The organism is Flavobacterium cupriresistens, assembly GCF_020911925.1.
In the GTDB taxonomy this organism is placed as follows: domain Bacteria; phylum Bacteroidota; class Bacteroidia; order Flavobacteriales; family Flavobacteriaceae; genus Flavobacterium; species Flavobacterium cupriresistens.
In genome coordinates this window covers 4959555-4985945 of sequence record NZ_CP087134.1, presented here as the reverse complement: position 1 = coordinate 4985945, position 26391 = coordinate 4959555, and the positions used below count along the sequence as shown (strand labels likewise).

Annotated in this window: 20 protein-coding genes and 4 tRNA genes; 14 read left to right on the top strand and 10 right to left on the bottom strand. The window is 33.9% G+C overall.

What is annotated here, in order from left to right:
- Positions 1-432 precede the first annotated feature (432 nt).
- Positions 433-1713 carry a DUF2130 domain-containing protein gene (locus tag LNP23_RS19725; RefSeq protein ID WP_230002537.1) on the bottom strand — a complete coding sequence of 427 codons (1281 nt, stop codon included), beginning with the start codon at positions 1711-1713 and terminating at the stop codon, positions 433-435.
- A 409-nt stretch (positions 1714-2122) separates the two neighbouring features.
- Here LNP23_RS19725 and LNP23_RS19720 point away from each other — a divergent pair, with 409 nt between their 5' ends.
- A complete protein-coding gene (locus tag LNP23_RS19720) occupies positions 2123-2833 on the top strand; it encodes a class I SAM-dependent methyltransferase (protein WP_230002536.1) in 711 nt (236 codons plus the stop codon).
- 277 nt (positions 2834-3110) lie between these two features.
- Positions 3111-6788, top strand: a complete 3678-nt coding sequence (locus tag LNP23_RS19715) for a PKD domain-containing protein (protein WP_230002535.1) — start codon at positions 3111-3113, stop codon at positions 6786-6788.
- A 150-nt stretch (positions 6789-6938) separates the two neighbouring features.
- Here the strand turns inward: LNP23_RS19715 and LNP23_RS19710 are convergent, their stop codons facing one another.
- The 3 genes from LNP23_RS19710 to LNP23_RS19700 all read right to left on the bottom strand — a co-directional run bounded on the left by LNP23_RS19710 (position 6939) and on the right by LNP23_RS19700 (position 8918).
- Complete coding sequence (locus LNP23_RS19710; RefSeq protein ID WP_047773484.1) at positions 6939-7217, bottom strand: putative quinol monooxygenase; 279 nt, start codon at positions 7215-7217, stop codon at positions 6939-6941.
- 2 nt (positions 7218-7219) lie between these two features.
- Positions 7220-7825: an NAD(P)H-dependent oxidoreductase gene (locus tag LNP23_RS19705; protein ID WP_230002534.1), complete on the bottom strand. Its 606-nt coding sequence runs from the start codon at positions 7823-7825 to the stop codon at positions 7220-7222.
- A 106-nt stretch (positions 7826-7931) separates the two neighbouring features.
- On the bottom strand, positions 7932-8918 hold the full coding sequence (locus LNP23_RS19700; protein WP_230002533.1) for an aldo/keto reductase: 987 nt from the start codon (positions 8916-8918) through the stop codon (positions 7932-7934).
- Between the two features lie 121 nt (positions 8919-9039).
- On the opposite strand from LNP23_RS19700, the gene LNP23_RS19695 reads away from it, so the two are divergent.
- A complete protein-coding gene (locus tag LNP23_RS19695) occupies positions 9040-9885 on the top strand; it encodes an AraC family transcriptional regulator (protein ID WP_047773479.1) in 846 nt (281 codons plus the stop codon).
- A 388-nt stretch (positions 9886-10273) separates the two neighbouring features.
- Here the strand turns inward: LNP23_RS19695 and LNP23_RS19690 are convergent, their stop codons facing one another.
- From LNP23_RS19690 to LNP23_RS19675, 4 genes are all read right to left on the bottom strand, one after another.
- Entirely contained in the window at positions 10274-10744 is a 471-nt protein-coding gene (locus LNP23_RS19690) for an RES family NAD+ phosphorylase (protein WP_047773477.1), read from the bottom strand.
- Positions 10744-11244: a type II RES/Xre toxin-antitoxin system antitoxin gene (gene parS / locus LNP23_RS19685; protein ID WP_230002532.1), complete on the bottom strand. Its 501-nt coding sequence runs from the start codon at positions 11242-11244 to the stop codon at positions 10744-10746. The genes LNP23_RS19690 and parS overlap by 1 nt, the downstream gene beginning before the upstream one ends.
- A 471-nt stretch (positions 11245-11715) precedes the next feature.
- The gene (locus tag LNP23_RS19680) at positions 11716-12480 is read right to left on the bottom strand and encodes a C40 family peptidase (protein ID WP_230002531.1); all 765 of its coding nucleotides are present in this window, start codon (positions 12478-12480) and stop codon (positions 11716-11718) included.
- 69 nt (positions 12481-12549) lie between these two features.
- Positions 12550-13728 carry an acetyl-CoA C-acyltransferase gene (locus LNP23_RS19675; RefSeq protein ID WP_230002530.1) on the bottom strand — a complete coding sequence of 393 codons (1179 nt, stop codon included), beginning with the start codon at positions 13726-13728 and terminating at the stop codon, positions 12550-12552.
- A 241-nt stretch (positions 13729-13969) separates the two neighbouring features.
- Here LNP23_RS19675 and LNP23_RS19670 point away from each other — a divergent pair.
- The 9 genes from LNP23_RS19670 to LNP23_RS19630 all read left to right on the top strand — a co-directional run bounded on the left by LNP23_RS19670 (position 13970) and on the right by LNP23_RS19630 (position 24010).
- Positions 13970-14053, top strand: a tRNA-Ser gene (locus tag LNP23_RS19670).
- A gap of 14 nt (positions 14054-14067) precedes the next feature.
- Positions 14068-14142: transfer RNA gene (locus LNP23_RS19665), tRNA-Pro, on the top strand.
- A gap of 15 nt (positions 14143-14157) precedes the next feature.
- Positions 14158-14231: transfer RNA gene (locus tag LNP23_RS19660), tRNA-Arg, on the top strand.
- Between the two features lie 94 nt (positions 14232-14325).
- A tRNA-Arg gene (locus LNP23_RS19655) sits at positions 14326-14402 on the top strand.
- A gap of 296 nt (positions 14403-14698) precedes the next feature.
- On the top strand, positions 14699-15601 hold the full coding sequence (locus LNP23_RS19650; RefSeq protein ID WP_230002529.1) for a BRCT domain-containing protein: 903 nt from the start codon (positions 14699-14701) through the stop codon (positions 15599-15601).
- A gap of 77 nt (positions 15602-15678) precedes the next feature.
- A complete protein-coding gene (locus LNP23_RS19645; protein ID WP_230002528.1) occupies positions 15679-17439 on the top strand; it encodes a tellurite resistance TerB C-terminal domain-containing protein in 1761 nt (586 codons plus the stop codon).
- Positions 17436-18752: an ATP-binding protein gene (locus LNP23_RS19640; RefSeq protein ID WP_230002527.1), complete on the top strand. Its 1317-nt coding sequence runs from the start codon at positions 17436-17438 to the stop codon at positions 18750-18752. The genes LNP23_RS19645 and LNP23_RS19640 overlap by 4 nt, the downstream gene beginning before the upstream one ends.
- Positions 18752-20884, top strand: a complete 2133-nt coding sequence (locus LNP23_RS19635; RefSeq protein WP_230002526.1) for a DEAD/DEAH box helicase — start codon at positions 18752-18754, stop codon at positions 20882-20884. The genes LNP23_RS19640 and LNP23_RS19635 overlap by 1 nt, the downstream gene beginning before the upstream one ends.
- 138 nt (positions 20885-21022) lie before the next feature.
- Positions 21023-24010, top strand: coding sequence for a DEAD/DEAH box helicase (locus tag LNP23_RS19630; RefSeq protein WP_230002525.1), 2988 nt, complete (start codon positions 21023-21025; stop codon positions 24008-24010).
- A 62-nt stretch (positions 24011-24072) separates the two neighbouring features.
- On the opposite strand, the gene LNP23_RS19625 is transcribed toward LNP23_RS19630, so the two are convergent.
- Positions 24073-24597: an ImmA/IrrE family metallo-endopeptidase gene (locus tag LNP23_RS19625; protein WP_230002524.1), complete on the bottom strand. Its 525-nt coding sequence runs from the start codon at positions 24595-24597 to the stop codon at positions 24073-24075.
- Position 24598: 1 nt separating this feature from the next.
- On the bottom strand, positions 24599-24937 hold the full coding sequence (locus LNP23_RS19620; RefSeq protein ID WP_230002523.1) for a helix-turn-helix transcriptional regulator: 339 nt from the start codon (positions 24935-24937) through the stop codon (positions 24599-24601).
- Positions 24938-25088: 151 nt separating this feature from the next.
- Here LNP23_RS19620 and LNP23_RS19615 point away from each other — a divergent pair, with 151 nt between their 5' ends.
- Both LNP23_RS19615 and LNP23_RS19610 read left to right on the top strand, forming a co-directional pair.
- Positions 25089-25403, top strand: a complete 315-nt coding sequence (locus LNP23_RS19615) for a DUF3892 domain-containing protein (protein WP_230002522.1) — start codon at positions 25089-25091, stop codon at positions 25401-25403.
- Between the two features lie 5 nt (positions 25404-25408).
- Entirely contained in the window at positions 25409-26389 is a 981-nt protein-coding gene (locus tag LNP23_RS19610) for a nucleotidyltransferase family protein (RefSeq protein ID WP_230002521.1), read from the top strand.
- Positions 26390-26391: the final 2 nt, after the last annotated feature.

The following is a 26391-nucleotide window of genomic DNA, read 5'->3' as shown; positions in this document are numbered from 1 at the left end:
TATTACTTTTAGCAAAAGAAATTTCTAAAAATTATTCCACAACTTTTTAACTTGATTCGAAATTACAGAACTACAAGATATTTGTCCCTCCACAACAATATGTCTTGACCCATAATTAATTTAAGTTGCTAGTTGTTTTAGGTTTGAAATTAGACCGCCTATACCTCATTTCTGAATTATAATAATGTAAGTTTCCAGTAAAAATTAAGATATTTTCAAAAGTATCGTTTTGAATAGCCTCCTGCTTCAGCTGGAGGATTATAAGTAGTTCAAGATTTAATGGTTTTAGCCGAATTATGCCCTGGTTCTTTCGGCTAAAGCCAATGATTCAGCTCTCAATCATATACCTCCAGCTGAAGCAGGAGGCAAATCAACCCTTTTGTGCTTTCGTCAAATAGGATCAACTAATTATTAACTAGTAATTTGAATTACTTATTCTAGTTCTTTTGTTTTTTCTTCTTCATCGTCTTGGATAAAATCAAGCTCTAAAGCTCGTACCGTTTGTACCGCATTTCCGGCAATACCACGAATTGAGCCGTACATGCCTAAAGTATTGTGAACCACTTTTTCGATCTGCTTTTCGCGTTGTTTCCAAATACGTTGCATCGCTCTTTTCTCTGAATCCAGATCACTTTGCATTTGGGTAAAGCCTTCCACAATTCCTTCTACTTGTAAGCGAAATTCATTGCTAGTTAGAAAATCATACAACATCGACATTTTGTCTCCTTTGTTTTCCTGTGCCTGAACAGCCTGACTAACTTGTATTAAAGATTGGCGTAAAACGGCACTTAAACCTTTAAATTCCTCGTAGGTGCAAATCCAGATTCCATCACGCATGCCCATTCGATCCATTCCTGAAGGCATAACTTCCGTAACCAAAACCCCGATATTGGCTTTTTTGGTTCTAATGTCGTTTTTAAACTTCTCAATCCAGGCGGGCTGAAAAGCTTTGGTTCTTTTGCTTTCGTAATAAATAGAGCCACAATTTTGCAATTCGCGAGTGTTTACAATCTGCAAGCAATCTGCTCCGTTAGCGCCTTTTTTAACTTCGTCGATAGTGTCTAACGGGAAATTATTAGCCAGCCATTCTTCGATTGCCAGTTCCATAACCTCACCTTGCAATTGCATAGAACCTTGTTCCTGCTTGCGTTTCATTTCTTCGATCAGCTTTTTTTGATCGTCGGATTGTTTTTGGTATTCTTTTATTTTTAATTCGTTTTTTTCTTCTTCCTGCTTTCTGATTTTATCTCTTTCTAAAAGCAAAGTGGCGTTAAGTTGTTTCTGTGCTTCGGCTTCGATTGCTTCTTTCATTTCGAGTTTTTCTCGTTGAAGTTTGGCAATTTCGCCTTCCATCTTATTAAGTTCACGGAGTTTTTCTGATTTTTCAGAAAGCTCTTTTTCCATGGCAAGCAAACGATCTTTGTTCTCCTCGTCGAGTTTGGTTTTTAGCTTTTCAGTGATTTCCTTTTCGGCCGTTTTTTTCTCGCGTTCCAGACGTTCTGCGAAAAGTTCATTTTCCTGCTTCTTTTTAGCCTCAAATTCTAATTTGGCTTTCTCGAATTGCTCGTTTTTAAGCTCTAATTCTTTGGTTTGAGCAGTGGCTTTTTGCTGATATTCTTTGCGAATACTGTCTTCTAACTGGTGTTTTAGAATGTCATTGACATCGATAGTTGTTCCGCAGTTTGGACACTGAATTGAAGATTGCTCGGCCATTTTTATTGATTTTATTGAGGTAATGTAATTTTCTGCTAAGGTATTTAAAAGTTAAGGCTTTTTTGCCACGAATTTCTCGAATTTGCACAAATTTTATAAAGAGAAAAATAGAGTTTCGGGTGGAATCTTATTTTAATTGACGATCCGCTTGACGTAAATTTTAATTCGAGAAAATTCGAAAAATTCGTGGTAACTTTTTTTTTAAAAGTTCAGAAAAAACAACTGTTGAGTTTCGTAATTTCTAAAGTATCTTCTTTTAAAGCAAGTATCAAAGTGTTAGTTTTGTTTTAAGTGAGAAGTAAGATGTGAGAAGTAATAAAGAATAAAGAATAAAGAATAAAGAATACATCCGCTTAATCTGCTTAATCTGCGAGAAAAAAAGCTATATAAACCTGAATACTAAAAAACGATGATGAATAAATCAACCACAGCAGAAATTAGAGAACGTTTTGATAATGACGTCGAACGATTTTCCAATTTAAACACGGGACAAGTCGCTACAATCGATGCTACAATCTCTTTAGAATTAATTACGGAAGCTTCAAAACGAATTGTTCCCAACGCCAAAAATGTTTTGGATATTGGTTGTGGAGCAGGAAATTATACCTTAATGATGCTTTCTAAAATCCCAAATCTGAATGCAACTTTAGTCGACTTAAGTCAGCCGATGCTGGATAAAGCTTTAGAAAGAGTATCAAAAGAAACGAACGGTAAAGTCGAAATTTTGCATGGGGATATCCGTGAAGTGGTTTTACCGGAAGAACAATTTGATATTATTCTGGCTGGAGCAGTTCTGCACCATTTGCGTGATGATCAGGACTGGGAAACAACATTTTCGAAATTATTCAGACTATTGAAACCGGGTGGTTGTTTGATGATCTCGGATCTGATTACGCAAGATACCGCTTTATTAAACGAATATACCTGGGAACGTTACGGCGATTATCTAGAAGGAATCGGAGGAGCCGAATACCGTCAAAAGGTTTTAGATTATGTCGAAAAAGAAGATTCTCCAAGATCAATGAATTATCAGTTGGATTTGATGAAAGAAGTTGGCTTTAGCAAAGTAGAAATTTTGCACAAGAATATGTGTTTCGGTGCTTTTGGAGGAATTAAGTAATATTTTGGTTTTTTAAGATAAGCTACTGTAAAAGGTAGCTTTTTTTATGATTTTTAGTTTTTAAAATTCAATAAATAAGTTAAAACTAGGTAATATACAATTGTTTTGCAATAACATAATATCTATTAAATGCATTTCAATTAAATATTTTTATGAAAAAAAAAATATCAAGTAAAAGAGATTAAAAAACGAAGTTATTTTGAAGCTTAATTTTTTAATCGATTTTACGATAGTACTGTATGTGAAAGTACAACTAACCTAAAAAAAAACTATTATTTTGAAAAAAAACTACTTTTTTGCTGCAGTTTTTCTGTGTCAGTTCCTCATTTCCTTTGGGCAGAATCCAATCGGTTGTGGAACCAAATTATCCCAACAGGAAGAAGCTGCTTTTCTAAAATCTTTGTCAAAAATTAAAACATGGAAAAAATCGAACACCCGGAAAACCGTTGCTACACCTTATATTATTCCGGTGGTGTTTCATATTCTTGCAGACGGAACTAACATCAATAATGCTTTTACCAAAGAGCAAATGAAGTGCAGAATTGATGATGCATTGCTTACGGTAAACAAAGATTTCAATGGTCTGTTTCCGGAATACGCTACGACCGATCCTCGTTTTGATGCAATCAAAAGCAAATTAAATATTCAGTTTGTTCTGGCTACCGTTGATCCGGAAGGAAATCCTTTGGAAATTCCCGGCCTGGACTGGCATCCAGAAGCACATGTAGTAGATGGCTACGATGCTAAAATTTATGATTACATCTGGTACGGTAAAAACAGTAAGTATTATTTGGATGTTTTGGTTGTTGATGAGCCCAATACCGGACAGGGATCTGTTGGTTCGGGACACGCCTTTTTGCCTATTCAGGATGCGATCCCACGTGTTGCTTACAATCACAGATATATTGGGAGTACATGTGGCTCAAATGCGAGTGCGACTTTTGCAAAGGTAATGACGCACGAGTTTGGTCATTATTTTGGATTAAAACATACTTTTCAGGATGATTGTGATGCCGTTAATGATGGAATGGCCGATACGCCACCAACAAAAGTGGCCGAAGGTTGTGCTCGAAATGTATTAAATAGCTGTGGCGTTTACCCCAATGCCGAAAACCATATGGATTACAATACAGATTGCCAGAATATGTATACCAGAGACCAGACCAATGCCATGACGTATTGGTTAGATGACAAGACTGTGGCTAAATATCCACGTGGTTTGTTGTGGCAGGAAAGTAATCTTAGCTCGGTTGGGGTTATTGAAACGGCACCAATCGCTAATTTCAACAGCAATACAACGGCAATTTGTTCAGGAAAAACAATCGCGTTTAAAGATCGTTCTTTGGGATTACCAACTTCGAGAGTATGGACTTTTGAAGGCGGTATTCCTGCAACCTCTACAGATTTAAATCCGGTTGTTCAATACCATACAGCAGGAAAATTCGAAGTGACCTTGCAGGTAACGAATGCTCTTGGAATGAATACCAAACAAGTGCTGAATTATATTGAGGTAGATCAAAAATCGGGAGTGAATTTAGTCGAAAATTTCACTGGTGTTTTTCCTCCTTTAGGTTGGGAAATTACAAATCCGGACAATGGTTTAGCTTGGGAAAAACGAAAAGATGTAGGGCACAATGATAGTTCGTGTATGATTATGAACAATGCAGATAATGCAGTAGTAGGAGCTTTAGACTATATCAGATTGCCTTATCTTAATTTTGCAGCCGGACAAAACAGTCAGTTGTTTTTTGATTTGGCTTATACCAAATTTGATGATGCGAGTCCGGATGTTTTAAAAGTAGAAGTTTCAACAGATTGCGGACTTACTTGGAATGAGGTGTATTCGAAAACACATACCCTTTTAGAAACCACGCAGGTTCCTACTGCTTTGGCGAATAATTGGGTGCCGGTCTCAGACGCTAATTGGCGAAAAGAAATTGTAGATCTTAGTGCCTATCAGGGGAATAGTAATGTTTCTATTCGTTTTGTAAATGTGTCGGGTTACGGCACAAGGATTTGGATAGACAATGTAAATGTTGCTATTATTCAGACGGCTACTCCGGTTTCTGATTTTGCTTCCAATGTCAGAGGGACGCGTTGTACTAGTGTTACAGCTCCTTTTTTAGATGTTTCAACAGGAAATCCAACGTCATGGGAATGGTCTTTTCCAGGGGGGACGCCTGCGAGCTCTATCGAAAAAAATCCGATTGTGACTTACAATTCACCGGGTTCGTATGGGGTGACACTTTCAACCAAAAATGGAAACGGTACAGGGACAACAGTAACTAAAAATAATTTTATAACGGTTGTAGATCCTGACAGAACTTCTTTTATCGAAGGTTTTGAAAATTCTTTCCCTCCCGCAGAATGGGAAATTAGTAATCCCGATCATAAATTGACTTGGGAAAAACGAGCCAATGTTGGACATAATTCTCCCTCTTGTATGGTAATGAATAATGCGGACAATGCGAAAGTAGGTGAGATTGATGAGATTATCCTGAAACCCGCTGATTTATCTGTTGGCATAACTGATTTCTCCTTTGATGTTGCTTATGCTAAATTTGATACGGAAAGTCCCGATGTTCTTGAAATTCTGGCTTCAAAAGATTGCGGTCTTACATGGGAAAGTGTTTATGTAAAAACACATACTGAACTGGAAACCTATGTCAGTGCTGATCCCAATAATTGGGTTCCGGTTTCAGATTCGGATTGGAGAACAGAAAGGGTATTATTGTCGAATTTTAAAGGGGTAGCGAACGTTTTGTTCAAGTTTAAAAATACTTCGGGATACGGCTCAAGAATATGGATTGATAATGTGAAATTCACTTTTGACAGTAAAGAAACACCCTTTTCGGAATTTGTAGTGGAGAGTCAAAAACAGTGTAGCGATTTACCAATAGCCTTTAGAGACAATTCAACAGGAGAGCCTACTTCATGGTCCTGGTCGTTTCCGGGTGGTACGCCGGCGACTTCTACAAGTAAAACGCCTGCTGTAATTTATGATAGTCCGGGAACTTATACGGTAACTTTGACTGCTTCTAATTCTTATGGAGCAGGATCGGTTATGGCAAAAACGGATGTGGTCGTTATTAATGGCAAGAACAGTCTTCCTTTTTCAGAAAATTTCGAAGCAAGTTTTCCTATTCAGGATTGGGAAATCATTAATCCCGACAAAGACGTTATTACATGGGAAAAACGTTCGGATGCCGGTAAAGGAGATTTGTCTTGTCTGGTGATCAACAATGCTGATAATCCAACTGGTTTGATAGACGAGTTGATTCTTAAAGCAATGGATTTTTCCTCTTCTGCTACTCCGTTTTTATCCTTTGATCTGGCTTATACACAGTACTTAAATGCTTTTGATCCTGCACCTGCGCCGGATAAAATAGATATCGAAGTATCTTCGGATTGTGGGGTAACCTGGACAAATGTATATGCTAAAAATCAATTGCAGTTGCAAACCGTTTCACCACCAATTCAGGACGATCCTGCAACAACGGCTGCAAATGAAACCAACGATTGGATTCCGACCAAAGATTCGGATTGGAGAACAGAAAAAATTGATTTAAGTATAGTTAAAAATCAAAAGAGTGTGTTGGTAAAAATCAAAAACACTTCAGGTTATGGAACCAGAATTTGGTTTGATAATTTAAAAATAAATAACGGATCTAATTTAGCAGTAACAAAACCAAAAGGAGCGAACAATTTGTCAGGAGTTCAGGTGTATCCGAATCCATCCAGTAATGTGTTTCATGTGATCACACCGGTTTCAGCAGATAGTTATACTGTGACGGTTCATGATATTGGCGGAAGGATGATTTACAAAGAAACTTTCTCCGGAGAGAGTACTACTGATAAAGCCATTAATTTATCGGGAAAAACAAAAGGAGTATATTTTCTTAATGTAACTTCTTCAACAAAAAAAGGATATACGCAGAAGATCATTAAACAATAGATTTGAATTTTATAGAAGAAGGCTGTCTCAGGACGGCCTTTTTTATGTTTGTCTAATAGGTTGGACTATTGATTTTATGGCTACTTATTGATCTATAAGATAAACCTACAAGGTTTTGAAAACCTTGCAGGAGTATTGAATTTTATGGTTTTATAAAAGTTGGGTTGTCTTGTAAACCTGAACCGGAGCGGCTAATAAGGATTCGCTTTTGGCAATAAAATCCAACAGATAAGATTGATTGTTGTGTAAATCAAGTCCGGCTTGGTCCTTCCATTCTTCCCAAATGATAAACACATTTTCAGCGGTATGCAGGTCATAACGAATACAAGCCGCTTCTTTTCTGGTTTCGGCGACCAGATGGATAATTCTACTTTGAATTTCTGTTAGGTGCTCTTTTTTACTCTTTATGATAGCTGTAATCGAGATCATGGTTATAAAGTTTTGAAAGTTTCTTCTAAATGGTTGGTATAGTCTTGTTTAAAGATAGTAATATTTTCCGGTGTGGCACCTTTTTCAACATCGTGAAAATGAAAACTGTCTACTTTTTCTATTCCGGCAAACGTATTCATTTTATGAAAACCAAACATTACACCATCATCAACAGAGGTTTCTTCGAAGAATTCCCCCGGTAAAGTAAAAGCTGTTTTTGGAGCATTCCAGCTCGTGGTCAACATGTATTTACGACCGTGTAAAAGCCCGCCCGTTCCATAATTAATGTCCGGATTTACACGACTTCTTCCGTCACTTTTATAGATTCCGTTGTTATGACCCTGAGTAAAAACATCGTCAATGTATTTTTTAAAAAGATTAGGTAATTGAAACCACCAGATTGGGGTGTGATAAATAATTAAATCTGCCCAAACGAATTTTTCTACTTCATGCTGCAGGTCAATTTCATCTTCTATATGAGTTGTTTTTATTTCGTAATTATTGTTTTGGGAAAGGTATTCAATGGTCCAGTCCTGAACAGTTTGATTGAATTTTCCGCCTGAATGCGCAAATTTTTGCCCGCCGTTTATTATAAATATTTTTTTCATAGTGTAAATGTTCTTCTGAATTCGTGTTGTAGTTTTTAATACAGGCTTGTTTTTTATGTGAAAATAATCCTGTGTTTCTACGTATGGTGTAATTTTGTGTTTGTTGTTATTTTATTTTTGAAATGGCCTGATTGATAAAATCCAATTCTAAAGCAGTAAGATCGAAATCCATTGCTTTTGCGTTTGAAATCGCCTGTTCTGCATTTCTTGCTCCGGCTAGAACAATAGTAATTCCTTTTTGTAAAGTGGTCCAACGTAAAACTAATTGCGCTAAATTGACTTCTTTTGCGTGTGCTAATGAACTCAATTCTTCGATTAAGGTTTTGACTTGCTGAAGATCAAACTGACCAAAATAACCATTTCTGTGATCGTTTTCTTTTAGTTTGGTGTCGGTAAAATATTTTCCGGTCAATAAACCTCTTTCCATTGGACTGTAGGCGATGATTCCGATATTTTCTGCAACGGTAAGCGGAATTAAATCGGCTTCTATTTTGCGATTCAGCATGCTGTACGAAACCTGATTTGATGCTAACGAAATTGTTTTCTGAGCTTCTTTCAGTTGTGAAACATCATAATTGCAAACTCCGGCAGCTCTTATTTTTCCTTGTTTGATTAACAAGTCCATAGCTTCCATAGTTTCCTGAATTGGAGTAGTGGAGTCCGGCCAATGGATTTGCAGTAAATCAATATAATCAGTTTTTAGTCTTTTTAGACTTTCTTCAACTTCTTTGATTATATTTTCTTTGGAGGCGAATTTGTAAACCGGTAGTTTTTTTTCGTTGTCATCTGCATCAAAGAAAAAATCTCCTTTGCCTTTATTGCTTCCGTCCCATACCAGTCCAAATTTGGTTAACAATTGCACTTTTGATCGGTTTTGTGATTGTAGCGCTTCACCAATCATTTCTTCGCTTAAACCAAATCCGTAGAAAGGAGCAGTGTCTATTGTGGTCACTCCATTGTCGATGGAAGCATGGATAGAATCGATTGAGTCTTTCTTTTCATTTCCGCCCCACATGTTGCCTCCAATGGCAAATGCACCATAAGTTATTGCTGATAATTCGAGTTCAGTATTGCCTAGTTTTCTATATTCCATAATCGTGGTATTTTGTGCTTTAAAAATTATTAGGCAAAATTATACTGTTTTTACGACTTATAATTTGTACATATTTGTGTTTTTTAGGTATATTTGCAAACTGAATTAAATTTGCTATAAAATGAAAAAAGAAAATTTATACGAACCATTTACTGTTTCATTTGAAACGCTGGACGAATATCCGGATGTTGGGGACCGTCATAATTTTTTTGAATTGGTGTATGTTTTAGATGGAACCGGCTCGCAATGCATTAACAAAACTATTTTTGAATATGATGGTGGACATTTGTTTCTGTTGACACCTGAGGACTGTCATAATTTTACGATTAAGACGACAACAAAGTTTTTCTTTTTGAGATTCAACGATATTTATTTAAAGAATTCGAGTTTACAGAGCGAGAACATTCAGCGATTGGAATATATTCTTCAAAACGCCAATCATCAACCGGGTTGTATTTTAAAAAACGAGTCAGATGCGTGTTTGGTAAAAGTAATGATAGAAGCGATTTGCAGAGAACATCAGGATAAAGACGTTTACAATCAGGAGTTGATTCAGCAATTGATAAATACGCTGATTATTATTGTAGCGAGAAATATTGCCAAATATCTTCCCGAGCAGGTAAATATTGGTTGTGAAGCCAAGGCAATGGATATCCTGCAATATATTCAGAATAACATTTATTATCCGGAGAAAATAAAAGCCGAGTCCATCAGTGCGCATTTCGGAATTTCAAATACCTATTTAGGCCGTTATTTCAAAAAACATGCTAACGAAACGATGCAGCAATACATCAGCAATTATAAAACGAAATTGATTGAGCACCGCTTGCAGTTCAGCGAAAAACGAATCAATGAAATCGCCTATGAATTTGGTTTCACAGATGAAAGCCATTTCAATAAATTCTTTAAAAAACATAGAGGAAATAGCCCTTCGGAATACAGAAAAACGATCCGGATTAGTGCTTAAAAAAGTTTTTGATCCCAGATTTAAGAAAGAGTTGGTAGCTTAGAAACATAAGAATTAGGGAGTTTTTTTTGACACGAATTACACGAATTTACACTAATTTTTTTGTGTGTTCTTGAAATTGGCTAAATCATTTTAATCCTTTAATCAGTGGCAAAAAATTGCACCAAGAATTTTAAAGATTAATTCGTGAAAATTAGTGTAATTCGTGGCCAGATTTCCCTTGTATTGCTGTTGAATAAGTTGAACTAAATCATTTTAATCCTTTAATCAGTGGCAAAAAATCGGCACCAAGAATTTTAAAGATTAATTCGTGAAAATTAGTGTAATTCGTGTTGGTTTTTTCTTTGTATTGCTATTGAATAAATTAAATCTAATCTGTGGCAAAAAACTATTTGCTTTTAAATCGGGAATCAAAAGCCATTCTGGTCGTGCTTAAAACTTTGATTTTTAGTGTGTCGCTATGGTTTGGGTTTATTAAGTAGTTATACTCCATAGGCACAATGCTACTAGGTACTTTTAAAACTGCAGCCTCATCATAATTTATAAAATCATCCCCTATGATTTGAGTTACCGAAATAGGTGGTTTAGAGTCCCAGTTCACGGGTAAGTCTTCTATGTGTACTTCTTGAATTGTAATTTCGTCCGGTATTTCGATTTCTACATAAAAACGATCAGTAGGTAAGTCTTCGCTTAAATCCAAATGAACAGAGACTTCAAGTGTTGCTAAAGCTCTGCTTTCTGCAGTATAAACCATTTTTGTGTTTAGGCTGTTCCAGCGATACCCTTCGCACATTGAGGCTCCGATTCCTTTTAAAGTTGCGTCCAGGTATTTTTCCCGTTCAATTCTGAATACTACCATCAGGCTAAATTTCCAAACTCTAATCGGTTTAGGCTGAATTTTACCTCGTTAATTCCGGTTACGGTATCGAGCATGTTTTCAGGAACATTTCCGCCAATGGACAGGTTGGGTTTTTTTAGCCAACGTTGAAATTTCTCTTCTTCATTATTGAAAACCTCGAGGCCGTAATCTATTAATTCGTTTATCAGAATGACTAATTCGCTATCTCTGCTGTCCAGAAGAAGGTGTTCGCTTTTCTTCTTATTGTAAGTAGTTTGAGGAATTCCCACAATCGTCAAAACCGATTTTACAGGATTGTTTAATCTTCTGCTGATGACTTCAATTGAATCATACGGAATGCCGGATCTTATAACAGCAACGCGCTCAAGTTTGTTGCCCCAGCTGTATTCTTTACCGTCAGAGTTTAAAGTAGATCTTTTTATTGAGATTACTTTTCCCGAGGCATTTTGAATACTTCTTTTAGTATCGAAAGGTTCTGTTTTTTGCTTTACATTTTTCATGACGCAACTAATTTGCTGTAAATATACAACAATTTTGTTGTTCTTGTAATTATGATCGTTTTAAAATGTTGTTTGTCAATTGTGAAAAGAGTAAATTGTTTTTTGATAAGCCCATAGTTTACCCGAATATTTCTTAATTTTTACTCGTTTAAATGATGGAGTATGAGGTTAATTTTTAAATAAAACAGAGGTCTTTTTACCACAGATTTCAAAAAAGTTCGTTTGGGACTTTGACAAAGAGTTGTTAACTTTTTCGGGATGTTAGTAAAATAAAATAGCACGCAGATTTTGCCGATTTTGCGGATTTTCGCGGAAGACAATAAAAAAAGCAGTTTGAGTATAGCAAACAGGCTAAGTGAATCTGCGTAAAAAACAAAAGGATTAAAATAATTAAATAATCTGTGGAAATCCTTTTAATCAGTGGCAAAAAAAAATGTGGTAATTGGTGAAATTCGTGGCAAAAGAAAAAAATTATATAATCTTCTTAATAACCCTAAGTTTATGCGTGTGTTTGTTGGTTTCCGGATTGTAAATCCCTAAATGGTCTAAGCGATCAATACGTACTTTTCCACTGGCGTGAATGATGTAATTGTTCTCCATAATGATGCCTACATGAGTGATATTTCCTTCGTCATTATCGAAAAAGGCCAGATCACCGACTTCACTTTCTTCAATAAAACTCAAAGGTTCGCCATCAAGAGCTTGTTGTGAAGCATCGCGATGTATTTTGTAACCATTAAGTTTGTATACCATTTGTGTAAATCCCGAGCAATCAATGCCAAACGGAGTTTTTCCACCCCAAAGATAAGGAGCGTTGAGGTACATAAAAGCAGTACTTATTAAAGCACTTTTGGGTTTTACGCCACTTGTTTTGGTGCCTTCAAAATCGAAATTACTCGTATTGATTTCACTGTTATTCAAAAAAGACAAAGAAGCCCCAAGCGGAATTGGTAGCAATAAATTGGTATCAGGAGTAGTAATATAATCAATCAGATCGGCATTTAGAATAATAGCTTCATTGCTTAATTGATTGAAATTAGCTTCAGAAATAACCTGATACTGTTTTGAATCGACCCAGCCTTCGTAGTCATCAAATTGAATTCTTATTCGGGCCCATTGATTTTGACGTTCTAATATTTCGAGGTGCTCACCAAATAAAAGTTGTGTGACGATTTCACTTCTGTCACTTGGTTCAGATCGAACGGGTACTATAGCTAGATTGCAAATTCCGAACATTTAAGGTCTTTTATAAGTTGAAAATTAGGAGTTATTTTGGTTGTAAATAACTCCTAATGTAATATGTTTTTAAGCTCTTTCGATAACAATAGCCGAAGCACCACCACCACCGTTGCAAATTGCTGCAGCTCCGGTTTTAGCGTTATTTTGTTCTAAGACATTCAATAAAGTTACAATAATTCGGGCTCCCGAACAACCTAGTGGATGTCCTAATGAAACAGCACCACCATTTACGTTTACTTTATCGTTATCAAGTCCAAGGATTTGTGAGTTGGCTAAACCAACAACAGCAAAAGCTTCATTGAATTCGAAATAATCAACATCGCCAATTGCGATTCCAGCTTTGTCTAACGCCTTCGGTAATGCTTTTGCAGGGCTTGTAGTGAACCATTTTGGCTCCTGAGCCGCATCTGCATATCCTTTGATGAAAGCAAGTGGTTTTAATCCAAGTGCGATTGCTTTTTCTTCCGACATTAAAACTAATGCAGCAGCTCCGTCATTGATCGTTGAAGCATTGGCAGCAGTAACAGTTCCGTCTTTAGTAAAAACAGCGCTTAGAGAAGGTATTTTGTCCAATTTTACATTGGTATATTCTTCATCTTTAGAAACGATAACCGGTTCTCCGCGTCTTTGTGGTACTTCTACGGGTACAATTTCAGCATCAAATTTTCCGGCATCCCAGGCTTTTGCACTTCTTTCGTAAGATTGAATGGCATAATTATCCTGATCTTCACGTGTGATTTTGTATTCTGATGCACATAAGTCAGCGCAAACTCCCATTGCGTTGTTATCGTAAGCATCAGTCAAACCATCTTTTTGCATTCCGTCCAGCATTGTCGCAGGACCAAATTTGTTTCCGTTACGCATTTGCACGTAATGTGGAATCAAACTCATGTTTTCCATTCCTCCGGCAACTACGATTTCGGCATCACCACAAGCAATTGCCTGAGCAGCGAACATAACGGCCTTCATTCCCGAAGCACAAACTTTGTTTATAGTTGTACAAGCAACGTTTTCAGATAAACCGGCAAAAAGTGCAGCCTGACGTGCTGGCGCTTGTCCAACTCCGGCTTGTACTACATTGCCCATGAAAACTTCATCAACTAATTTTGGGTCCAGGTTAATTTTTTGAAGAGCTCCTTTTATAGCGGCAGCCCCTAGTTTTGGTGCGGGTACGGTCGATAAACCTCCCATGAAACTTCCGATAGGTGTTCTAACGGCAGAAACGATAACAACTCTTTTGTTCATTTTCTGTGTGATATTAGTTAATCAAGCAAATTTAATCTTTATTTATACAAATTCAAATTTTGAGTGAATTGGATTGAATTTTAAATTTAAGATGAAATTTTTGTTAATTCTATTTGTTTGATTGTTAAGTGTTTTAGAAAAAAGATCAAAAAAAAACAAAAAAAAGCGTCGAAATACTTGTGAGATATCTAATGTTGTCATACCTTTGCCACCGCAAAACAGGACACGTTTCCTTGAGCTTGGAGAGGTGCCAGAGCGGTAATGGAGCAGATTGCTAATCTGTCGACGGGTAACCGTCGCCAGGGTTCGAGTCCCTGTCTCTCCGCTTAAATTTTGCCTCGGGGTGTAGCGTAGCCCGGTTATCGCGCCTGCTTTGGGAGCAGGAGGCCGCAGGTTCGAATCCTGCCACCCCGACTACAATTAGATAATGGACGCATAGCTCAGCTGGATAGAGCACCTGCCTTCTAAGCAGGCGGTCGAAGGTTCGAATCCTTCTGCGTTCACATTCAAAACCACTCGACAGAGTGGTTTTTTTGTTAATATCGTTGCAGATCAAGCAACTTCCTTCTAAACAGAAGGTTAGAAAATTGAAATTATGGACGCATAGCTCAGCTGGATAGAGCACCTGCCTTCTAAGCAGGCGGTCGAAGGTTCGAATCCTTCTGCGTTCACCAAAAGCCACTCCATCGAGTGGCTTTTTTGTTTTAGAAAAAAGCGAAAATGATAGATTAAGTCGCTCTAAAATTACGCTTAAACACATTCCGTAAAATCAGGTATAAATACTGATTATTCCTTGTTTACTTTTTTCTATTTTTCGCAATCAATTACAAATGTAAAATATGGTTTTCCGTAAATTTTGTTTAAGGAATAAACTAATATTTGTTTGAAAATTTAGATTTGTTTTTTAAGTCTAAGTCATTAAAAATTAAATCGCATAAAACTTCATATTTGTAAGAAAAACAAATGTATTATGAAAAATATCAATACTGAACTTTTAAAAGTTTTGACTTCAAAATCTCAGGCAGATAAAGCTATTAGTTCTCTAAAAGGACTTTTGCTGGGAATTATGTCTGATAATGAAATTACTGAAAAAGAAATTATAGAACTTAGTAAGTGGGTAGCGGTTCATAAAGAGCTAATTAATCGTAATCCGTTTAACGAGTTTATGACGGTTATAGAAAATTCTATTTCAAATAAGATTCCGCCCAAAGAAACTATAGAAGATTTATATTGGTTGTGTCAGAAATACGAGAACGACGATTATTATTATAGTACTGTAACTTCTGATTTACAGATTCTACAAGGAATTTGTCATGGAATATTAGCAGATGGAATTATAAGTGATAAAGAAATTTATAGTCTTCAAGAATGGTTGGATGAAAACGAACATCTAAATTCATATTATCCTTATGATGAAATTAGAAGTTTAGTTTTTTCTGTTTTAGCTGATAACAGAATAGATGATGAAGAAAAGATTGTTTTAATGGCTTATTTTAAACAGTTTGCTGCCATTCAGGATGATCAAATCAGACAAAAAATTCAGGATGAAACTATTGATGTAAATATTTCAGGACTATGTACAAGCGAACCAGACGTTACGTTTGAAGGCAAAACTTTTTGCATAACCGGAGTTCTTAAAAGAGGAAATAGAGAAAATCTTCAAAGAGATATCATTAAATTAGGCGGAATACCAACCGAAAGTATTTCTAAAAAGACAGATTATTTAATTGTGGGTGATAATGGTAATCCTGCATGGGTATTTTCCTGTTACGGACGAAAAGTAGAGAAAGCCATAAGCTTAAGAAAGGAAGGACATACTATTACGCTAATACATGAATTTGATTTTTCAGACTTAATTGATGATTTATTGTAATTTTTTTTCATTTAAAAGCATTAGATAATATTAAATTAAAATATATTTGATTACAAAACTACTTCACATTCCTTTTTATGGATAATTCAATTATTGACGTCGCAGGCGAATCTTTCAGCCTTTCAAATCTTTCATCGAACAATTCTGCCATACATTACTGGGCAAATAAACCCGTTTATTCCTATTCTGAAATAAAGTCTGCAACTAATGCGCAAAGGGTGTATTATAAAACATTTAAGTTTAACTTTTTAGGGGGTCTCTATGCAGATTTACAAGGGAATGACAACTATGCATTTGTTTTGCTTTATGATTTTTTGAATGAGTATCAAGATCATAGAAATCCAATGCGATTAGAAAAACAATTGCGGGATCTGGGAAATAATTATGCTGTAACTAGAACATATTGTCTTTCATCACTAATTAAAAAACTGGAAGAAAGGGATGATCGTAATGCGATAGAAAGAATTAGAAAAGAAGAAAATTATTATGTTGGACAAAACAATTCTGATTATTGGAAATTAGGGACAAAAAACAAGACAAAACTTAATCTCAGTAACAATGATGTCGATTTATTAAATAAACTTTGGAATCCAAACAACAACTTTTTTAACATTGAATTTTGTGGCCTGGAAATTATCAAATTTTATTTATACGTAATTAAAAAACTAGACGAAAAGTATCAAAAGGAATCTTCATCCTTAAATATTGAATTAACGAAAATTGCTGATATAATAGCGCAAAAGCATTATAGGTACAGAAAAGGTTCTGAAAATTATAACTACTCGCTACAGACTATTCTGAACGATATTAATTTTAATATTTTTAAATATTGTGAGAACATCGTAAGGGAGAATTACGGACAGAAAAGGAAACTTTCAACTGAATTACAGTATGCATCGGCTTATATAAAAGAAGAATATGATGATAAATTAATTCTAAGATTAAAAAAAATATTAGAAATATACAGACCAACTATTTTAGATCCAGACGAGATTACAGATCTTGAATTAAACGCACTTAATTCAACACGGTGGAAAACAAAATTGGATGAATTGTCCATTAATTATAAAAACGATTCAAAGAAATTTATCGAAGATGTAGTCAATTTAGGCCATTCAAATAAAAATAATCCTGCTGTAGAAAATATTTTCTTTGAGGCTGCTAAGTTTATGGTGAACCAGGATAATGAGGCAGCTCTTAGTTTATATATTTATTATTTATATTACGATCTTAAGTCTGCAAAATTTGATAATAAACCATTAAATAAAACCATCCTTAAAAGTCTGTTTAAGAAAAGCGAACAATTGGTTAACTTTCAGGATGTTGTCGATAAGCTAATAAAGGATCAAAACCTGCAAGAAGCTTTAAAATCAATTCCGTTGGTTTATACACCAAAGCGAAAGAAAATACAATTAGACAGAAATGCTATTCAGGAAGTACATGAAAAACATTCCGGTACTGTTGAATTGCTGAACGAATATTTAAAAGATGACAATGAGGAGGAAACAGATGATTTTTTATCTGCAATAGTTGATAATGAAAAATTGGTACTTACAATACCTTCAGCTTTAGAAACTAATAAAATCTCCTCATTTGATGATTCCATAAAATTTTCAAATATTCAACTCGAAATACTGGATATTTTTTTAAATGAAAATTTATCAATCCTTCAAACAGATTTGGAAATTTTTGTAAAATCAAAAGGAATGTTTAGAAACCAACTGGTTGAAAGCATAAATGAAATATGCTACGATACACTGGACGATATTTTAATTGAGGAAGAAGACGAACTATATACTATAAACGAAAATTATTTTAATAGAATTTTAGCAATATGATAGACAATATTAAACCTAAGGAAGCAACCGCAATTATCAATTCATTAATTGGAGGCGTGGTTCCAAAAATTGGTATTCAGCATATCACCGTTGGACGTTCTGAAGAAATAAATTCAGTGGTAAGCGCACTCGAGGATGTGAAAAACGGACACAGCATGGTCAAATTTTGGATTGGAGATTTCGGGTCAGGAAAATCTTTTATGATGCATCTTTTAAATACTGTGGCATTAAAACAAAAATTTGTTGTAACTAATGCCGATTTTACACCCGATAACAGGCTTTATTCAAACGACGGAAAAGGAGTTGCACTCTATTCGGCAATTATGGATAATGTTGCCATCCAAACCAAACCTGAAGGAGGTGCATTACCAACTTTGATGGAAAAATGGATTGAGCAAATTGTATTGAAAACGGCTCATGAAAATAATATATTGATTGAAAATATCCGGGATGAAAAATATTTAAGTCTCATTCAAAATAATATATTAAAAACCATCAACGAGATCACAGAAGTGGGTGGCTTTGATTTTGGAACAGTCGTTATGAAATATTATGAAGGATATATTAAAAATGATGAACAATTAAGAAGAAATGCCCTGAAATGGCTAAAAGGTGAATACAATACCAAGACAGAAGCCAAACAGGATTTAGGCGTAAGAGAGATAATAAATGATCTAAACTATTATGACATGCTTAAGAACTTCTGCAAGCTATTTGTAAGCATGGGTTACAGTGGTTTTATGATTAATCTAGACGAAGCAATCAATTTGTATAAAATTTCCACATCAGTAATGAGAGAGAAAAATTATGAAAAGATTCTTAGTATTTACAACGATTGTTTTCAGGGAAAAGTGAGTAATTTATTCATCAATTTTGCAGGGACTAAAGAGGTTTTAGAAAATGAGCGACGTGGTTTGTTTAGTTATCATGCCTTAAAATCAAGATTGGAATCGAATAAATTTGAAACGGCAGAAATTAGGGATTTTGCACAGCCTGTGATTAAATTACTGCCGCTTGACCATAATGAGGTTTTTGTATTATTGAAAAAACTTAAAGAAATTTTTGACTATAATTATAAAGTTTCTACCAATATTTCAGATGATGATATTCAGAATTTTATGGAAGAAATGTTTAATAAACCAGGAGCTTCTGAATTTTTGACTCCCAGAGAGGTTATCAGGGATTTTTTAAACATTTTGAATATCATCAGACAAAATCCAAATCTGGATAAAGGGAAATTATTCGGAGATATCGAAATTTCAGACGAGAGACCCGATACAACCGTTTTAATGGATAGTATAGAAGAGTTATAATGTCATTTGAACTATTATCAGACCCCATCCGAAAATATATTCGTGATAAACGATGGGAACAATTGCGTCCCATTCAAAATGCTGCAATTACAAGAATTTTAACTACAGATAGTCATTATATTTTAGTGTCAGGAACAGCTTCAGGAAAAACAGAAGCAGCTTTTTTACCCATATTATCTCAGGTAAATTTTAATGAACGAGGCGTTCAGGTTTTATATATTTCGCCACTTATAGCCTTAATAAATGATCAGTTTCTTCGGGTTGAGGATTTGTGTAAAAATTTAGAAGTCAGCGTTGTAAAATGGCATGGGGAAGCCAATAAAACTTCAAAAGAAAAATTAATAAAAGATCCATCCGGAGTAGTTTTAATTACTCCGGAATCTTTGGAAGCTATGTTTGCCAACAAACCTTTTAATGTAAAACAGCTGTTTTCGAATGTGAAATTTGTGGTCATTGACGAAATTCATTCTTTTATAGGTTCTGGCAGAGGTGTGCAATTAAAATCTATTTTGTCAAGATTACAGCATTTAAATGAAAATCAGTTTAGAATAATTGGCCTTTCTGCAACTTTAGGCGATTACGATGAAGCAAAGAAATTTACCGGTAATAATTTGCAAACCATAGTTTTAAGGGATAGTACACAAAAAGAAATTGACGCAAAGTTTAAATTTTTTAAAAGCGATGGTGATGAATTGCCTTTAGAGCTGTTAAAAGATTTGTATTTAGAAACCAAAGACAGTAAGGTTTTAGTATTCCCAAACAGCAGAGGTCTTGCAGAAGTGGTAGCAGTCAAGCTAAAGAAAATCTCGGAAAAAGTAAAAGGACATGCAAATTATTTTTCACATCATTCTTCTGTTGATAAGGAAGTTAGGGAATATGTAGAATATTTTGCAAAAAGCAATAGCAGACAAAACTTTTGCATTTCCTGTACGTCTACTTTAGAACTCGGAATTGATATTGGCTCAGTTGACCAGGTTGTGCAAATAGATGCTACAAACAGCATTGCATCCTTAATACAACGAATTGGAAGAAGCGGCAGGAGAGAAGGTGCAAAAAGTTCCCTTTTTTTATATGCTACAAATAAATGGAGTTTACTGCAATCGTTGGCTTGCTGGCTATTGTTTAAAGAAAAATTTATCGAACCGAAAGACTCGATGAGTTTTGCATACGATCTTTTGTTACATCAGGCATTATCAATCACAAAAGGGCATTCAGGCATTGAGTTTAATGATTTAGTCAAACTATTGAATCAAAATTTTGCTTTTAATGATATTGCCATTTCTGATATTGAAGAAATTTTAAATCATTTGATCCATATCGATTTGCTGGAAAAATTACGAAATGAAGTAATTATCGGGATTGAAGGAGAAAAAATCGTAAACAATAGGGACTTCTACAGTACTTTTATTCTGGAAGATAATTTTAAAGTGGTAAACGCAGGGATAAAGATAGGTGAAATCCCAATGAGTCCGCAGATTATAGAAGATGAAAATATTTTACTGGCCGCAAAAATATGGAAGATTAGATTTGTAGATTTAAAAGCAAAAAAAATTGAAGTGATACCAACAAACGATGGCAAAAAGCCAATGTTTTCAGGCGGAGGCGGAATGGTTCATCCAGCGATTAGGCAAAAAATGTTGGAAATAATATATCAGGATGAAGTATTTAAAGAACTTGATGAAGAAGCTTCAGGCGAATTAGACGAAATGAGAAATGATTTTGCCATTTTTAATATAAAGAATCCTAAATCAGAAAGACCCTTACTAGTTGCAGATAAAAAGCTGTTATTCTATTCTTTTACAGGAACGAAAATCAACAGTACGTTGCAATTTCTTTTTAATGCTGCAGGAATAGAAAATTCAATAGATGATAAAACCAGCGTATTTGAAATTGCAATTGCGAAAGAAGATTTTTTGGGCAAACTAAATCTTATTCGTGCAGATGCTCATAATATTGACGAAATAATTACTGAAGAATTAGAGCAAAATCCTGAAGCACTAAAAATATCCAAATGGGGAATCTATCTGCCGGTAAAATTTCAAATTGAATGGATGAAACAAAATTATTTTGATATAAAACAAACTCAGGAATTTTTACTTAGTGTTAATATTGTAGACAATTTTAGTGTTTAATTTTAGAGATTAGGATACATAAAAATAAATACTGCAATGACAGATTTTGTTTATAATTTAGGAGCAAAATTTTAAACTCTGAATATTTATCATAAAGAGAAACAGAATTTGATTACAAATTTGAGAGAGTCAGAAATTATGGAATATAAAAAGTGGTTAACATATTGGAAAAAAAGCTTATCGGATTCCTTAAAAGCAGATATTAATATTGATAAACTTCAACATTTTGAAATTGAGAGTTTTGTAATTGACATGCAGCAAATAGAAAATTTGAGCAGCGTAAACAACCTGATAAATTTTGAAGAAGCACGAATAAATAAAAAGAAAGGGGCTTTAAGTAAAAAAAGTGAGAATTGGGTTGATTTAGATGAAATCCAAGTTTTAATTTCTCCAATAAAAATAAAACCTACAACCGAAAATCTAGTTTTCTTAAAAGATAAACACCCTAAGTTTCCTTTTTGGTATTTTGCTAAACTTAATAGAAATGGCGGATTAGAACTTCCTGAAGAATATTTTCCAGTTTTCCAAAGAAAGTATTTAGAACCCTTAGCTGATGAAAGAACTGAATTTATATTTGGTACTGTTGAAAATGTAGATAATGCAACTGCTGCAGGTCGGGAACGATATGTGAATTATCAGGAATATATAGATTACGTAAAAGATGTTTTCGAATTAGCCATAAATCAGAAGATTGAAAATTATAAAACAGAGGGTTATGAAACTTTAAAAAATGCTATTGTTTTATTGCCAGATGAAGATATAAACGCTGCGATTGGTATAATTCATTTGTATGAGAAGATATTAAAAGAAGACAGAATTCCTGAATTACTAAAGACATTTATAACGCTAAATAATCCTAAAGAAAACAATCCGTTAAATGTCTCTGAATTCATTGATTCAAATTTTTTGCATATAGGACAAATGGGATTTGATTTCCCTATTTCAATATCACAACGTAAAAGTTTGAATACCTTTTTAAAAACGAATGACAAAGTTTTTGCAGTTAATGGACCTCCTGGAACTGGAAAAACGACTTTGTTGCAAAGTATTGTAGCTAATAAATTTGTAGAAAGCGCTATAAAAGGTCATCAACCCTCTATAATTCTTGCTTGTTCAACGAATAATCAAGCAGTAACAAATATAATAGATAGTTTTTCACAATCAAATACAAAGCCAGGTAATTTAGAAGGCAGATGGTTACCAGAAATTGAAGGATATGCAACTTATTTACCAGCTAATGGAAAAACAGAAGCAGAACTAAAAGGAATAAACTACAAGAAGCAAAATGGTGAAGGCTTGTTTAATAGAGTTGAAAATCATTCGTACTTAAAAATAGCAAAACCTTATTTTACTGAAAAGTGTTCAAAATATTTAGAAGATAAGATTTTAAATATTAATGATGGTATAAAAAAAATCCAAAAGGAAATTTTAAATATCCAGACAATATTAAATGAAGCATCTAACATATGGAAAGATTACTTAGAAAATGAAGAACTATTTTCAAATGGTTATCTAAATAATATCAGCATTCGTAAGACATATTATTCTGAAAACATTTTAAACGAAATGCAGTTTCAATCTGATATTGAGATTTTAAATAAATTAGAAGAAAAAATTATTTCATACTTTAATAATGAATCGTTCTTTAGAAAGCTATTTTGCTATTTTGGGTTGAAATCAGCTTTAGCGAATAGATTATCTGAAGTTAGAATTTTATTGAGAGATTCATTAATAAGTGAAACTAAAGAATTTGTTTATACAAAAAGTGCAATACTTGAAAAGATTGACAATAAAATAACAACCGCAAAAACGATTATAGAGTCTATTAATAATTGGAAAGAATGGAAAATGTCTAATTCAATTACTGGAAATCCGCCTAAAACAGAAGAAGAATACTGGGAATTTGAGTATTTAAAAATTAAAAATGGTACCAAACTAAATTGTTTTTATGATGAGCTAGATATTTCTCTTCGTCACAAAGCATTTCAACTTGCTTTGCACTACTGGGAAGGGAGATGGTTATTGAAATTAGAATCTGATTTGAATGATGAAAATTTCGAAAGAAAAGGATTTGATGCAATCATAAATAGATGGCAGCGACAAGCAATGTTAACGCCTTGTTTTGTAAGTACATTTTACATGGCTCCTAAATTTTTTAGTTTTCTCAGGTTTTTCAAAAAGGGAGAAGATGGTAAAAATATTTTTGACACACCTCCACTTTATAGTTTTATAGATTTATTAATTGTTGATGAAGCAGGCCAGGTTGCACCGGAGGTGGGAACTGCAATATTCTCCCTTGCTAAGCAGGCAGTAATAGTTGGTGACGTTAAACAAATAGAGCCTGTATGGAATATAGCGAATAAAATTGATATTGGCAATTTAAAAAAATGCAACATCATTAAAAGTTATGATGATCTTATTTATGAAAAAGAGTTTGATCACAAAGGTTTTCTAGCTTCAACGGGAAGTATAATGAAAATGGCTCAAAACGCTGCTAATATTAGGCAGTCTGGAGTAAAGGAAAAAGGTGTTACTTTGGTTGAACATAGACGTTGTTTCGATGAGATAATTAATTATTGCAATGTACTTGCTTACGATGGAAAGTTGATACCACTTAAAGGACCAGCAAAAAGCGATTTACTATTTCCTCCAATGTATTGTATTCACATTGAAGGAAATTCTATCGTAAAAAATTCAAGTAGATACAATGATAATGAAGTAAATGCAATAGTTAATTGGGTAGTTCAGAACAAAAGTAAAATTGAAGAAAAGTATGGAAAAGTTGAAGATTCTATTGGTATTATTACCCCTTTTGTCGGACAAAAAAATAGTTTGAGATACGCTTTAAAAAATGCCGGGCTTAATATTGATACATTAAAATTAGGAACTGTTCATGCACTTCAAGGGGCCGAAAGACCTATCATTTTATTCTCAATGGTTTATGGCAAAGGCGATTCAGGTACAATGTTTTTCGATAGGGACAATAAGCCGAATATGTTAAATGTCGCGGTTTCAAGAGCTAAAGACAATTTTATTGTTTTTGCAAATACAGAAATATTAGATAAAAAGAGCAAGACTCCATCTGGTATCTTAGCAAATCATTTAATTTATGAAATGAAAGTGTAATTCATCACTATAAAATTGCACTAAAATATTACCAAGCCTATTGATTATTGCTCAAAGGTTAATTAAAACATTCCTAAAAAAGAATAACCTAAATTATTCAATCGATAGTTCATTGCTTGAGTACTAACTTTAAAAACATCCGAAAGATAAATTATTGGATCTGTGCCTGCAGGAATTTTTTTTATTTCTTCTTCAATAAACACTTTTGGCATAAGTAAAGACGCTGCGAAAGAATTCGCCTCTTTCTCTTTTAAAAGCTCTCCGGTTGTAGAATCTAAATTTCGATAAAGAACTGTCTCATTTTTATCGACAAATAATGGAGTGTCTTTGTGTAAAACGAAATGGCCTAATTCGTGGGCAATCGTGAATTTTTGTCTTTGTGGAGCTTCATTTTCATTATACCTGATGTATGGCTTTTGTTCTTTTATGACAAATAGTCCTGAAATTGAACTGTCAAGTGTGGCAGGTTTAGCGTCAACACCTAAATATTCTGCTATTTTAAGAACGTCTATCTGATTTGGGGCATCAATGTTTAGTTCTGATAAAATACTGAAAGTTTTTTCTTCAATTTTTTTATAGAGTATCATATTATATACTGTTTAATATGTTTTCGAGGTTTACTTTTTGTGATAAATCCAGATTTTGTGTGTCTAAAATTTTAGATAATTCTGGACTATTAGAGTTTAAATTCGATTGAATTTCTTCAATTGACGGGATCAAATCATGAATATCAATTTTAAAATATAAAGATAATTCATAAAGTAAAAATAATGGAATTTGATGTCTTCCTAATTCAATATTAGAAATTGAAGCTCTTGATAGGTTTAATTGTAAAGAAAGATCTTCTTGACTTAAACTTCTTTCTGTTCTCAAGGATTTAATTCTATTACCAATCATATAGTAGAGAATACCTTTAAAGTCTCTCATAATTTATAGATTTTAAAATATGATGCAAAAGTACGACATGTTTATCAGATTAGCAAATAAAATGCCAAATTGACAGATTGGTAAGTGTTTTATCTGTTTGGCACAAAAATTGAATTTTTGTTAGATACATAAACATGTAAAACTAATAAAAATGGCAAAATTAGCTGACTATTTTATTTCAGGTGTTTGGAAAGACAGCTCTGAAAGAATCACAGATGTAATGTTACATACTGTAAATGAAAATAATTCATTTAAAATGGGTGTAAAAACATCTGAATCAAATGCAATTAACTTTTTGAAAGCAAAAAAAACTATAAAAACAATTACTTGGGGATATCCTGACTGGGAAATTGGTGCATTGGTAACGGTTGTTACTATTGGAAATATAGAATATTTAAGAACGATTGCAAATGCTTCTGTAAAAGATAATTTAGATAATTCAATTAATATGATACCTATAAAATAAAAAATATGGACAAGAGCTTACATTTAGATTCGGTAATTAAAACGCATCAAATAACCAAAGAGGAGCAGCTTTTAAATAAGCACAAAGAGAAGAACAAGGAGGTTAAAGAAGCTTTAGAAGAAAATTATGGGGATAATATTTATTCTCCGTTTAATTCTGGTTCATACGCAAAGAATACAGCAATGAATACCAAATTTGATTTTGATATGGTTTCACCATTTAAGAGAAACGCTTTTGGTTCAAAGGGAACGTTGAAGGAAATGTTTGATGATGCATACGATTTTTTATATGAAAAATATAAAGATGTCGCTACGGTTAGAAAGCAAAAAGTTTCGGTAGGAATCGAGTTTCATAGTGATGATGATGGGGATGTCGTAAAAATTGATGTTGTTCCTGGACGAGAATTAAATCAAGATCAGTATAGTGACGATGAAAATTTGAATTTATATGTATATTATAAGTACGGTAATTATGATGCAGGAAGTGAAAGAATTAAAACCAATGTTCAAGCACAAATTAAAAATATCAAAGACAGAGCTACTAAAGAAAAGGAATCTATTAGAAAAATTATTCGCCTTTTAAAGGTGTGGAAAAATACTAAATATAATTACCCGACTAAATCATTTTTTTTAGAATTGATTACAATTAAAGCTTTTGATAATAAGGAAATTACGGGCAATTTATGGAGTAAATTAGAAACTGTGCTAGAATATATTCGTGATGAAGTAATAAAAGATAGCTTCACACTTAAAGATCCAGGGAATAGCTCTAATGATTTAATTGATTCACTAACTGAATCAGAAAGAGACACACTTTCTTACGATATGAAAAATATGCTTGAAAGAATTAAGGATAATGACGAAAACATCAAAACTTACTTTCCAGAAAACGCAAAATTTCTTGAAGAAGAGAAAGCTGATAATAAATATGAAAATAAAGGAAATGGATTCTATTCTGCTCCACCAAAAAATGAAAGATTCGGTTAATT